At 72.4% G+C, this 12,261-nt stretch carries 12 protein-coding genes; 6 read left to right on the top strand and 6 right to left on the bottom strand.

The genetic code is table 11. The annotated features are described in order from the left end of the window. The first annotated feature begins 48 nt into the window (after window positions 1-48). A complete protein-coding gene (locus AB0927_RS23335) occupies window positions 49-1,347 on the top strand; it encodes a serine-threonine protein kinase (RefSeq protein ID WP_366669609.1) in 1,299 nt (432 codons plus the stop codon). Window positions 1,348-1,381: 34 nt separating this feature from the next. Here AB0927_RS23335 and AB0927_RS23330 read toward each other — a convergent pair whose 3' ends face one another. After that, complete coding sequence (locus AB0927_RS23330; protein ID WP_366669608.1) at window positions 1,382-4,183, bottom strand: penicillin acylase family protein; 2,802 nt, start codon at window positions 4,181-4,183, stop codon at window positions 1,382-1,384. Window positions 4,184-4,406: 223 nt separating this feature from the next. On the opposite strand from AB0927_RS23330, the gene AB0927_RS23325 reads away from it, so the two are divergent. Both AB0927_RS23325 and AB0927_RS23320 read left to right on the top strand, forming a co-directional pair. Further along, window positions 4,407-5,009 carry a hypothetical protein gene (locus AB0927_RS23325; RefSeq protein WP_366669607.1) on the top strand — a complete coding sequence of 201 codons (603 nt, stop codon included), beginning with the start codon at window positions 4,407-4,409 and terminating at the stop codon, window positions 5,007-5,009. A gap of 284 nt (window positions 5,010-5,293) precedes the next feature. Then, window positions 5,294-6,358 (top strand): RNA ligase (ATP), encoded by a 1,065-nt coding sequence (locus AB0927_RS23320; protein WP_366669606.1) that lies wholly within the window; start codon window positions 5,294-5,296, stop codon window positions 6,356-6,358. 37 nt (window positions 6,359-6,395) lie between these two features. Here AB0927_RS23320 and soxR read toward each other — a convergent pair whose 3' ends face one another. Beyond that, window positions 6,396-6,854: a redox-sensitive transcriptional activator SoxR gene (gene soxR / locus AB0927_RS23315; protein WP_366669605.1), complete on the bottom strand. Its 459-nt coding sequence runs from the start codon at window positions 6,852-6,854 to the stop codon at window positions 6,396-6,398. A gap of 92 nt (window positions 6,855-6,946) precedes the next feature. On the opposite strand from soxR, the gene AB0927_RS23310 reads away from it, so the two are divergent. After that, complete coding sequence (locus AB0927_RS23310) at window positions 6,947-7,408, top strand: MaoC family dehydratase (protein ID WP_366669604.1); 462 nt, start codon at window positions 6,947-6,949, stop codon at window positions 7,406-7,408. A gap of 23 nt (window positions 7,409-7,431) precedes the next feature. Here AB0927_RS23310 and AB0927_RS23305 read toward each other — a convergent pair whose 3' ends face one another. From AB0927_RS23305 to AB0927_RS23295, 3 genes are all read right to left on the bottom strand, one after another. Continuing rightward, window positions 7,432-8,055, bottom strand: a complete 624-nt coding sequence (locus AB0927_RS23305) for a TetR/AcrR family transcriptional regulator (RefSeq protein WP_366669603.1) — start codon at window positions 8,053-8,055, stop codon at window positions 7,432-7,434. A 93-nt stretch (window positions 8,056-8,148) separates the two neighbouring features. Further along, on the bottom strand, window positions 8,149-8,439 hold the full coding sequence (locus tag AB0927_RS23300) for a YiaA/YiaB family inner membrane protein (protein ID WP_366669602.1): 291 nt from the start codon (window positions 8,437-8,439) through the stop codon (window positions 8,149-8,151). Window positions 8,440-8,498: 59 nt separating this feature from the next. Beyond that, the gene (locus AB0927_RS23295; protein WP_366669654.1) at window positions 8,499-9,650 is read right to left on the bottom strand and encodes an acyl-CoA dehydrogenase family protein; all 1,152 of its coding nucleotides are present in this window, start codon (window positions 9,648-9,650) and stop codon (window positions 8,499-8,501) included. Window positions 9,651-9,717: 67 nt separating this feature from the next. Here AB0927_RS23295 and AB0927_RS23290 point away from each other — a divergent pair, with 67 nt between their 5' ends. Both AB0927_RS23290 and AB0927_RS23285 read left to right on the top strand, forming a co-directional pair. Beyond that, window positions 9,718-10,359, top strand: a complete 642-nt coding sequence (locus tag AB0927_RS23290; RefSeq protein ID WP_366669601.1) for a TetR/AcrR family transcriptional regulator — start codon at window positions 9,718-9,720, stop codon at window positions 10,357-10,359. Between the two features lie 57 nt (window positions 10,360-10,416). Next, complete coding sequence (locus AB0927_RS23285; RefSeq protein ID WP_366669600.1) at window positions 10,417-11,139, top strand: winged helix-turn-helix domain-containing protein; 723 nt, start codon at window positions 10,417-10,419, stop codon at window positions 11,137-11,139. Window positions 11,140-11,168: 29 nt separating this feature from the next. Here AB0927_RS23285 and AB0927_RS23280 read toward each other — a convergent pair whose 3' ends face one another. Further along, window positions 11,169-12,251 carry a Zn-dependent alcohol dehydrogenase gene (locus tag AB0927_RS23280; protein WP_366669599.1) on the bottom strand — a complete coding sequence of 361 codons (1,083 nt, stop codon included), beginning with the start codon at window positions 12,249-12,251 and terminating at the stop codon, window positions 11,169-11,171. Window positions 12,252-12,261: the final 10 nt, after the last annotated feature.

Genomic DNA, 12,261 nt, shown 5'->3' with positions numbered 1-12,261 from the left:
CCATCACAACCGGTAACGCATCGTTTCCGCGGGGCGAGGGAGCCTGGCATGGCGGATCCTGGGATGAGCGTGTCTCCCTACTGGGAGCTGACCTTCGACGCGAACGGGGACGCCGACCCGCCCGAACGCGATCGCCTGCTGGCCCAGGTCACGGAACACGGCGTCCGTGACCTGGTCGTCTTCGCGCACGGCTGGAACGAGGACCGGTCGGCCGCGACCGCGCTGTACCGCCGGTTCTTCGCCCCCTTCCCGGCGCTCGCGCCCAAGGCGCGCCTCGGGTACGCGGGGGTGATCTGGCCGTCGATGCGGTTCAGCGACGAGCCGATCCCCGACTTCCCGAAGTCGGTGGTGGCGACGGAGGCGGAGGCGGCGCCCGGCCCGCCGCTGGACAAGGACACCCGGCGCGCGCTGCTCGCGGCCTTCCCGGACCGGGCGAGCGTCGTCGACCAGTTGGCCCGGCTCCTGGACGAACGGCCGGACGGTGACGCCGGGCTGACGGAGTTCGGGCGGCTGGTGCGGCTGCTGCTGGACGGGGCGGGGCCCGCGGCGGCCGACACCGACGAGCAGGGCGAGCCGGCCGTGTTCACCGGGGAACCTGCCACCGTCTGCGCGGAGTTCGCCGACGCGCTGGCCGCGGCCGCGGCGCCGGACGGCGCCGAGGGGTTCAGCCTGCCGAACCCCTGGGAGGGCGCGAAGGAGCTGCTGCGGCAGGCGACGTACTACACGATGAAGGGACGGGCCGGCAGCGTCGGCGAGCGCGGACTCGGGCCGCTGCTCGGGAAGTTGGCGGCCACGGCGCCCGGGGTGCGGGTGCACCTGGTCGGGCACAGCTTCGGCGGGCGGCTGGTGTCGTTCGCGCTGCGCGGGCTGCCCGGCACGGCGCGCTCGGTGAAGTCCGTGACGTTGCTCGAAGGGGCCTTCTCCCACTACGCGTTCGCCGAGCGGCTGCCCGACGACCCGCACTGCTCGGGCGCGTTGAAGGGCTTGCAGGGGCGGATCGACGGCCCGCTGGTGTGCTGCCACTCGCACTTCGACGCGGCGCTCGGCACGTTCTATCCGCTCGCCTCGCGCCTCGCGGGGGACGACCGGTCCTTCCTGGGCAACGCGGTCGCGGCCGTCCTGGGGCCCCGGTGGGGCGCGATGGGCCATGACGGGGTGCAGGCGGTGCCGGGCACGGCCCGGCTGGACCTGGCCGGCGCCCTGGCGGGCCGGCTGCCCGCGTCGGGATGCGTGAACGTGGACGCGGCCGCGGTGGTCCGCCGGGGCGGTCCGCCGGCCGGGGCGCACAGCGACATCCTGCACCCGGAACTGGCGCGGGTGGTGCTGGCGGCGGGCCGGATCGTCTGACCCGCCGCCAGTCACCGCCCGTTCGGACCGGATGTCACCGGTGCGAGGTGTACTCCACGACCTGCTGGTACGTCGGCCGGTTCTGCCAGCCGATGTTGCCGTGCTTGATGCCGCCCAGCGCGCGCTGGACGATCGAGTCGGCGCACCACTGGTCGCCGGCGGAGCAGAGATCGTCGCCCGGGTAGACCTGGGCGGCGGTCATCTGGGCCGCCTGCTTCAGGGTGCTGATCAGGACGTCCCGGCAGGAGCCGAGGTTCCCGCCGCCGCAGTACTTCTCGGCGAGGGGGCCCTGCACGCTCTGGCCGAGCACCGACCGGATGTCCTTGTCGACATAGCTCCACCAGCCGTACTGGAAGGAGCTTCCGGCGTGCGAGCCGGTCGGACCGTGTCCGGCGGACGGGGCCTCGTCGACGGCCAGGTTGGCGGTGAGCGCGTTGTACAGGTCGCCGCCGAGGCCGGGCTGGAACTCCGCCTTGACCAGCAGCGGCCACCAGGCGTCCAGGATGCGGATCGCGTCGGCGTCGGCGTAGGTCTTGGAGCCGGCGGAGGTCTCGGTGCGCTGGGCGCCCGCGCTCGACCAGGCCTGGAGCTTGCTCACGGCGGCCGCGGCCGTGGTGTCGGTCACCGGCGAGGAGCCGATCACCTGGAGCAGTTCGGGCAGCACGTCCTCGGCCCGCAGGTCGGTGACGGCCGCGGACTCCATGGCCTGCACCAGCTTGGCGCGGGTCACCCCGCCGGCCGCGACCAGCTTCTTCACCCGGTCGTCGAGCAGGTTGCCGCGGTGCACGGAGCCGTCGCCCCAGGAGGCGGTGGTGTAGTCCTTGGCCTGCTTGTTGTTCCAGGAGATGTAGTAGTCCTGGTCGACGGAGTTGGGGTGGGCGGCGGGCGCGGTGTAGTCGGCCGTGTTGACGTCCGGGTTCCAGTTCTTCCACTCGTACGCGGGCTGCGCCCACACCGGGAACTCGGAGTCGACGCCGTCGGCGCGGACCGGGTTGTCACCGCTGTTGTAGTAGGCGGTGTGCTGGGAGTCGGCGTAGAACCAGTTGAAGGTGAAGTTGATGTGCTGCGCCGCGCTCTGGAAGTCCTGGGGGCCCTTGACGTAGCCGGGGTCGTTGAGCATCTGGAAGCCGATGATGGAGTCGGCCTCGTGCTGGTAGGAGGAGCGCAGGGCGGTGTAGGCGACCTTCTTGCCGCCGACGGTCGCCCGGTACTCCACCGGTCCGTACTTGGTGCGCCACACCCGCATGGTGTACGACCCGGCGGCGGTGCTGTCGGCCAGGGTGGGCTTCCAGGAGTTCTTCTGCTCCACCTTGTCCATGGCGGTGCAGGTGCCGTGGTACAGGTAGTGGTAGTCGTCCTGGCACAGCTCGACGGCGTAGGTGTCGATGATGTCCTGGCCGGAGGTGGTCGCGCTCCAGGAGTAGTCCTGGCCGCGGCCGAGTTCGACGTACATGCTCAGGCCCGCGAAGGAGGCGCCGCGGGCGCTGATGCCGGGGCCCTGGATCTCCTGGAGCATGAGGAGCTGCGGGGCGAAGTAGCCGGTCTGCGGTCCGAAGACGGCGATCGGATGGCCGCTCGCGGTGTACCTGCCGCTCACCACGAGGGCGTTGGACATCCCGCGCCGGGCGGAGCCGAGGTCCGTCTTCGCCGCGGTGGTGGAGGCGGTCTCGGCCGCCGCGGTGGTCGCGCTGCCGCTGCGGTCGTAGACCAGCGGCTCCTGGGTCACCGAGCCGGCGTCGGGCAGTGCCTGGCCCTTGGCGGTGGCGGGCTTGGTGCCGTAGGGGAAGCTCTGTCCGTCGTGGACGGAGAGGACCGCCTCGGGGTCGTTGCGCTCGCGGAAGGACTCCCAGACCTTGGTGCCCTCCTCGACGCCGTACTTGTTCTGCGCGGCCATCAGGGAGAGGGCGTTGTTCACCTCGCCGCCCCCGCCGGAGCCGAACAGGGAGCCGACGACGGAGGCCAGCGCCACCAGGTCGGTGATCTTGAAGTGGTCGATGGTGCCGGCGTTGGTGATGGCGTCCTTGTGGCCGGTCAGGTCGTACTCGCCGGGGAAGTAGAGGCCGCTGTCGGAGGCGTCGATGTAGGAGTTGATGCCGTCCAGGTAGGCGTTGGCGTCGGCGAGGGCCTGCTGGCCGCGGGCGCCGTTGTTCGCGATGACGCGGTCGATCTGCGCCTGGAGGTCGGCCTCGGTGTAGGGCGCGTTGCGGTAGAACTCCTGCTCCAGGCCCTGGTTGGCGGCGGCGCCGCCCGCGAAGGAGGTGAGCTGGCCCCGGCCGACGTGCCGGAAGACGTCCATCAGCCAGAGCCGGTCCTCGGCGGCGGCGTACCCGGCGCCGAACTCGGTGCCGTAGCGGGTGGTGCCGGTGATGTGGGGCACACCGGTCTTCTTGTCGCGCACGATCGTCACGTCGCCGCGCCCGTTCGGCTTCTCCGTCGAGGCGACCTGGTCGGACGGGACGCCGAAGGAGGCGTCGTTGAAGAAGCTGTTGATGGTCGTGTCACTGAGGCTCTTGTAGCCCGTGGCCAGGTTGGCGTACGGGGCGAGCTGGTCCTCGGAGTGCGCGGGCAGGGTGCCGAAGGCCTGGTTGAGGAGGATCTGCGCGAGGGTGGCGTTGCCGTTCTCACCGGGCGGCACGATGTCCGAACACTGGCCGCCGCAGTAGTCGTTCGAGGCGGTCACGGTGGCGCTCGGGGTCGCGGCGCTCGCCGCGGTCTGGGTGAGCGGGGAGACAAGTCCGGCTATCAGAACGCATACCGACGCGGTCTTCAGGAACCCGGGGAGTCGGCGGGACGTTCTCACTCTGTCGAGGGCGGTCCGTGCGGTTCGCCGTGGCATGGCAGCTCCTAGCGAGTGGGGTGCGCGAACGTTACCGCCGGTATCCCCGAAGTTGAAGATGAACATGCGTCATGTTTTCGAGTTCGCAGGAAGGCCCAGGAGAACAACCGCGAGAAGACGAGACGGATCCGAAGCGTCTGTCGACACGTCTATCAGGCGACGTCCGTACGACGACGCCGAAGTGGCCGCGATACAGGTGCAGGTGTGACGGAGGTGCAGGGCGATGGCCGGTTTCCGGAGTCTGGCGAGACAGGTACGCGATCCGGGCTGCGATCTGGCGCTGCGGCGCTACTCGCTGCGCAAGTGCCTTGAGAAGTTCGCCCCTTACGGGCATCGGGCGACATGGGACCATCTGTGCGCGCGGGCCGGATTCGGTCCCGAGGACCGCTCCCCCGACCCGGCGCGGCTCGTGGCCGCGCTGGAGGAACTGGAGGAGGCCCGCTCCGTCTGGCTGGGCTACGAGGGCGACTTCACCGAGCGGCGCAGGCGGGAGAAGCACGACGGGCTGCGCCGGCCGGGCAGCGTGGACGACTGGCACCGGCTGACCTGGGGCGGCTTCGGGGTCGCCTGGTGCGACGACCCGCGGGTGCACCCCTCGGCCCCGCTGGCCGAGGTGCTGCGCAGGCTGATCGACGCGCTGGAGCGCGAGCCGGGCGCGTGCTGCCCGGTGTGCGGTGCCGACCGGCTCGTCTGGAAGTACGGCCTCGACCACGAGCCGTCCTCCGGACCGGTGTGCGGCGACTGCGGGATACTCGTGCCGCGCCCGGTGCTCTCCCCGCAGGCGCTGGCGTACGTCAGGCGTGGCCGGCTGCTGCTGCCGGCCTGACCAGCCGGCGAAGACCGCGGAAGGGGGACCGTCCAGGGGGCCGCGCAGGGGATGCCGCGCCCCCGAGCGCACCGGCGTCATCGGCGGGGCTGCATCAGCCCCGACGGATCCGGCGGTCGGGCGATCGGACGGCAGTCATGGTGCCCGGAACCGAGGCGCGGGTCCCGGAGACGTGCGCGGTGGTGGCTGCCGGAGGGACGGTAGCAGGCGGGAATTCGGTCGTTCCAGGTGTTTGACGTCCGCGATAGTGGCGGGAGTTGGAGCCGACACGTAGGGGGATCCTCATGTCCACGCTGCGGGTGACCGCCGAGGTGCTGACCGTCCATGACCACCCGAACGCCGACGCGCTGGAGTTGGCGCAGGTGGGGCTGTACCGGGCCGTGGTGGCCAAGGGGGTGTTCCGCACCGGGGAGGTGGCCGTCTACATCCCCGAGCAGGCGGTGCTCCCCGAGGGGCTGATCGAGGAGCTGGGGCTGACCGGGCGGCTCGCGGGGACCGCGGCCGACCGGGTCAGGGCGGTGCGGCTGCGCGGTGAGCTGTCGCAGGGCATCGTGTGCCGACCGAAGGCGCTCGCCGATGTCGATCTCGCGGCCGCCGCGGCGGCGGGCACGGACTTCTCGGAGCGGCTCGGCATCACCAAATGGGTGCCCCCGATCCCGCCCACCATGAACGGCGAGGTGGAGGCGGCGCCCGAGCTGCTGCCCTGGGTCGACATCGAGAACATCCAGCGGTACCCGGACATCTTCACGCCCGGCGAGCCGGTGGTGCTCACCGAGAAGCTGCACGGCTCGGCGTGCCTGCTGACGTACGTCGCCGACGAGGGGCGGGTGCACGTCTCCTCCAAGGGCTTCGGCGCCAAGTCGCTCGCGCTCCGGGAGGACCCCCGCAACCTGTACTGGCGGGCCGTACACGCCCACGGCGTCGCCGAAGCCGCCGCCCGGCTCGCCGAGCGGCTCGGGGCGCGCCGGGTCGGCGTCTTCGGGGAGGTCTTCGGGGCGGGGGTCCAGGACCTGACGTACGGCGCGGACGGCCGGCGGGAGACGCTGGGGTACGCGGCGTTCGACCTCTCGGCGGAGATCGACGGGACCGTGCGCTGGCTGGACACCGCCCTGCTGGAGGGCGAGCTGCCGGTGGTGCCCCGGCTGTACAGCGGGCCGTACGACATCGAGCGGGTGCTGTCCCTCGCGAGCGGCCGGGAGACCGTGTCCGGCCGCGGCCTGCACGTGCGCGAGGGCGTGGTGATACGGCCGTCCACCGAGCGGTACAGCCCGGTGACCGGGGGCCGCGCGATCGCCAAGGCGGTGAGCCCCGCGTATCTGACGCGGAAGGGCGGCACCGAGTACGAGTGACGGGGGCGGCGCCCCGCGGGCACCCCGGCGGCCGGACTCAGCGCTTCTCGGACATCAGCCGCGACCCCGTCTGCCGCTCGCCGAACACGTCGTCCGGGTTGGACAGCACACAGGTGTCCAGTGAGAGACACCCGCAGCCGATGCAGTCGGTCAGATGGTCCCGCAGCCGGTTCAGCTGCGTGATGCGCTCGTCCAGTTCCGACCGCCACGTCCGGGACAGCCGCGCCCAGTCCTCCCGCGTGGGCGTCCGCTCCTCCGGCAGCTCGGCCAGCGCGGAGCGGATCGTGGCGAGCGGGATCCCCACCCGCTGCGCCGCGCGGATGAACGCCACCCGGCGCAGCGTGTCCCGGCTGAAGCGGCGCTGGTTGCCCGGGGTGCGGCGGCTGGTGATCAGCCCCTTGGACTCGTAGAAGTGCAGCGCGGACACGGCGGCACCACTGCGCGCGGCCAGTTGGCCGACGGTCAGCTCATGGATCTTCTCGGGAATCTGCGGCACTCCTCAGAGCCTAGTCAATGCGTCGTTGACATCGACCGCCCGCCCGACCATGCTAAGCAGTTGCTTAGAAACGCGATCGAGAGGCCGGGAACATGGCAGAACCGAGGATCTTCACCTCACCCGCCGAGCTGAAGGCGGCCGTGGGCGAGCAGTTGGGCCACACCGACTGGCTGGAGGTCGACCAGAAGCGGATCGACCTGTTCGCCGAGGCCACCGGGGACCACCAGTGGATCCACGTGGACCCGGAGAAGGCCGCCGCGGGGCCGTTCGGGACGACCATCGCGCACGGCTACCTCACGCTCTCCCTGCTGCCGCTCTTCGGCCCGCAGCTCATGCGGGTCGAGGGCGTGAAGATGGGCGTCAACTACGGGACCAACAAGGTCCGTTTCCCCTCCCCGGTCCCCGTCGGCTCCCGGCTGCGCGCCACCGCGAGGATCACCGGCGTGGAGGACGTCACCGGCGGCGTCCAGGTCGCCGTCGCCTTCACCGTGGAGCGCGAGGGCGGGGACAAGCCGGTGTGCGTCGCGGAGTCGGTGTCCCGCTACTACCTGTAGGTGCCGCTCCCCGCCCGTCGGCGCTACTTCGCGCCGACCATCCGCAGCACCAGCTCGGCGTACAGCTCGCCGACCGCCTCGGGCGTACGTGGCCCGTCGATGTTGAACCAGCGGGCCACGTCGATGCACAGCGACAGCACGGCGAGCGTGGTGCCGTGGACGTCGAGCACGTCGAACTCGCCCGCGGCGACGCCGTCCTCGATGATCCCGCGCACCTCGGCGTCGACCTGCCGGCGCAGCGCGAGGATCTCGGCGCGCGCCTCGGGGCCGAGGGCGTCGAGCTCGTACTGCACGACCCGGGCGGTGGTGCGCCGGCCGGCGTGCCAGCGGACGAAGGAGCTGACCGCGTCGGCGAGCCGCTCCTTGGCGCCGCCCTCGCGGCGGGCCGCCGTACGCAGGATGCCGAGGGCCTTGTCGTGGCCGATGCGGCTGATCCGGTGGAGCAGTTCTTCCTTGGTCTTGTAGTGGATGTAGAGCGCGGCCGGGCTCATCCCGGCGCGGCCCGCGATGTCCCGGGTCGTCGTCGCGTGGTAGCCGCGCTCGGCGAAGGCCTCCACGGCGGCGACCAGCAGCCGCCGGGCCGCGTCAGGGGTGACCTCTTCCCACGGCTCCGCCTCGCCGCCGGTCGTCTCCTCCGCCGTACTCATCGCTCTTACGCCCCTCTCGGTGACAGAAGGCACCACCATACCGCCGACGGTGAGCGAGCGCTTAGCACAGCAGCCCGGAGGCCCTCCGGACAGTCAGAGCTTCTCGGTGAAGGGGTCGTGTTCGGCGAGGAGCCTGTCCAGCCGGGCCTGGTCGACCCGGCTGACGATCTGTCCGGCCTCCTGGCGGTCCCGGATCACCTTGGCGAGGGTGAAGGCGGACGTGACGAGGTAGAGGACGGCGATCGCCAGGAAGGCCCGCACCCAGGCGTCGGTGTCCAGCCGGAAGATGCCGATGGCGGTGGCCGTCATGGCGATCGCGAAGGAAGCGACGGCCTGACCGTAGAAGGCGGCCGTACTCTGCTGCTTGACCGGTGTGTCACTCATGAGGAGAGCATCGGCGGGGTACGGACCGCCCCGCATCCGCTCGGCTACTCAGCCGGTACTCAGAACGCCGAGACCCCGGTCAGCGCACGGCCGATGACCAGCTTCTGGATCTGGCTGGTGCCCTCGTACAGGGTCATCACCCGGGCGTCGCGCAGGAGTTTGCCGGCCGGGTACTCGTCGATGTAGCCGTAACCGCCGAAGACCTGGAGCGCGTTGTTGGCGGCGCGCACGGCGGCCTCGGAGGCGAACAGCTTGGCCTTGGAGGACTCGACGGCGAACGGCTCGCCGCGGTCGATCAGGTCGGCGACCCGCCAGGTCAGCAGCCGGGCCGCGTCCACGTCGACGGCGATGTCGCTGATCAGCTCCTGCACCAGCTGGTGCCGGGCGATCGGCTTGCCGAACTGCTCGCGCTCGCCCGCGTACGTGACGGCCGCGTCCAGCGCGGCCTGGGCTATGCCGACGCAGCCGGCGGCCACGGACATCCGGCCCTTGGCGAGCGCGGACATGGCGACCGAGAAGCCCTTGCCCTCCTCCCCCAGCATCGCCGAGGCGGGCACCCGCACGTCCTCCAGGACGAGTTCGGCGGTGGCCTGGCCGCGCAGGCCGAGCTTGCCGTGGATCGGGCGCCGGCTCAGTCCGGGCGTGTCGGTGGGCACCAGGAAGGCGCTCACGCCCTTGTGGCCGGGGGCGTCGGTGGAGCGGGCGAAGAGCAGGACGACGTCCGCCCAGGTGCCGTTGGTGATGAACATCTTGGTGCCGTTGACGACGTACTCGTCGCCGTCGCGCACCGCCCGGGTGCTGAGGTTGCCCGCGTCGGAGCCGGTGCCGGGCTCGGTGAGACCGAAGCAGCCGACGTACGCGCCCGAGGTCAGTCCCGGCAGCCAGCGCCGCTTCTGCTCCTCGCTGCCCCAGGCGGCGACCGACTTGGCCACCAGGCCGAGGGAGACGGACACGATGCCGCGCACCGAGGAGTCCCCGCGGCCCAGCTCCTCGGTGACCAGGCAGTACGAGAGATGGTCGCCGCCGGAGCCGCCGTACTCCTCCGGGACGGTCAGCCCGAGGAAGCCGATCTCGCCGAGCTTCTTCACGATGCCCCGGTCGACCTCCTCGGCCCGGTCCCAGGCGACCACGTGCGGGGCGATCTCACGGGTCACGAAGTCCCGCGCCAGTCGCCGTACGGCGGCCTGCTCCTCGCTGAGCCCCAGGTTCACCACGAGATCACCTCACACATTTAAATTAGCACTGCTAGTTTACCGGCGCAGCCCTACTATGTGCGCCATGGCCCGACCGCGCAAGCCCCTGCTCAGCACCGACCGGATCGTCCAGACGGCCCGGGAACTCGTGGACCGGGAGGGCCTGGCGGCCGTCTCCACCCGCCGGCTCGCCGCGGAGCTGGGGGTGAGCGGGCCCTCGCTGTACAACCACTTCCGCACGAAGGACGAGATCCTGGAGGCGGTCGCGGACTCGGTGAGCGCGCTGGTCGACCTGTCGATGTTCGAGGACGGCCGCGGGTGGCGGACCGCGCTGCGCGACTGGGCCGTCTCCTACCGGGCCGCCCTGCGCGCCCACCCCAACATCGTGCCCGTGCTCGCGCGGGGCCCCGGCCGCCGGCCGGCCGCGCTGCGGGTGGCGGACGCGGCGTACGGCGCGATGGTCGACGCGGGGTGGCCGCCGGCGCAGGCCACCTCCATCGGGGCGCTGATGCGGTACTTCATCATGGGCTCGGCGCTCGGCTCCTTCGCCGGTGGCTTCGTGGACGACGCCAGCGCCTACGACCCCGCCGACTACCCACATCTCGGGCAGGCCCATCTGCTCGCGGAGCAGCAGGAGAAGATCGACGAGCGGGCGTTCGAGACGGGGCTGAGCGCGCTGCTGGACGGGCTGGCGCAGCAGTACGAGCGGGTACGGCAGGGCGTCTGAGCCCCGCGGCCGACGCTTCGGTACCGGCCGAAGCGTTCCCGGCGCATGCTGGAGGGCATGACCAGGACCAAGGATCCCCAGTCCGCGGGTCTCGCCCGGCTGGCCGGGCTGATCGCGGACGAGACGCGGGCCGCGTGTCTGCTGGCCCTGCTGGACGGGCGGGCCTGGACGGCGGGCGAACTGGCGCGGCACGCCCGGGTGGCCGCGTCCACGGTGAGCGAGCATCTGGGCAAGCTGGTGGCGGGCGGTCTGCTCGCGGAGGAGCGGCAGGGGCGGCACCGGTACGTGCGCCTGGCCGACGCGCGGGTGGCCACGCTGGTGGAGGACCTCGCCGCGCACGTGCCGCCGCCCGCGGCCGGGGACCCGCGCCCCGTGCGCACCCTGCGCGAGTCGAGCGCCGGGTCGGCCATGGCGCGGGGGCGCACCTGTTACGACCATCTCGCCGGCCGCCTCGGCATCGCGCTCACCGACGCGCTGACCGAGCGGGGGTTGCTGCGGCAGGACACGGGGTTCGCCCTGACGCCGGCCGGCCTCGACTGGTTCGCCGCGGCGGGGATCCCGCTGGCCCGCGCCGGCCGCCGCCCCCTGGTCCGGGCCTGCCTCGACTGGACCGAACGCCGGCCCCATCTCGCGGGGGTGGCGGGGGCGGCGCTGTGCCGTCACGCGCTGGATTCGGGGTGGTGCGAGCGGATCGGGAGCGAGCGGGCGGTCCGGGTCACACCGGCGGGGGGACGGGCGCTGTCCTCGCTGCTCGGCATCGCGCCGGATGCGCTGCGCTGACCGCCCTGACGCCCTGACGTCCTGACGCCTCAGAACACCACCAGCGACCGCCCGCCCCGGCCCGCCTTCATGTTCTCGAAGGCCCCGGGGATGTCCTCCAGCCCGATGCGCTCCGTGACCAGGGCCGAGAGGTCCAGTCGGCCGGTGCGGACGTGCTCGGCCAGCAGGGGGACGTCGCGCGCGGGATCGCTGTTGCCGTAGACGCAGCCGGAGAGGGTGCGGCCCCAGTGGAACAGTTCGAGGGCGTTGAAGGTGACCTGCTGGTCCTTGCCGCCGATGCCGACGACCGTCGTACGCCCGCCCCGCCGCGTGGACTCCCAGGCGGCCCGGATGCTGACCGCGCGGCCGGCGCACTCGACGGCGGCGTCCACGCCCTGCTTCCCGGTGAGGGCGCGGATCTCGCGGGGCGTGTGGGCGCCGGCGAGGAGGTAGTCGGTGGCGCCGGCGGCGCGGGCGAGGGCCTCCTTGCCCAGGGACACGTCGACGGCGATGATCCGGGACGCGCCCGCGATCCGGGCCGACTGGAGCGCGGCCAGCCCGACCCCGCCCGCGCCGAACACCGCGACCGTCTCCCCGGGCCGGACCCGCGCGCAGTTGTGGACGGCGCCGTAGCCGGTGAGCACGGCGCAGCCGAGGAGCGCGGCGTCCGCGAGGGGCACGCCGGGTGGCAGCGGCAGGACGCAGGACGCGGGGACGACGGTCTCCTCGGCGAACGCGGCCACGTTCAGACCGGGATGGAGCGCGGTGCCGTCCACGGTGTGGGCGTGGACCGAGCCCGCGCCGTTGAGCGCGTTGGCGCACAGCCAGACCTCGCCGAGCGAGCAGGCGTGGCAACGCCCGCACGCGGGTGCCCAGTTGAGGACGACGGGCGCCCCGGGCGAGACATGGGTGACCTCGGGCCCCACCGCGACGACCGTCCCCGCGCCCTCATGGCCGAGCACCGCGGGTACCGGCACGCTCATGGTGCCGTCGGACAGGGACAGATCGGAGTGGCACACCCCGGCCGCCGCGAGCCGGACCCGGACCTGTCCGGGGCCCGGGTCGGGCAGCTCTATGCCGGTTGTCTCCAGGGGTGCGCCGACGGCGGTCAGGACAGCGGCTCGTACGGCCATGGCGGGCGGA

Source organism: Streptomyces sp. NPDC048106 (assembly GCF_040706415.1).
Lineage (GTDB): Bacteria > Actinomycetota > Actinomycetes > Streptomycetales > Streptomycetaceae > Streptomyces.
The sequence above is the reverse complement of the archived record's forward strand: the minus strand, read 5'-3'. Positions and strand labels throughout refer to the sequence as shown.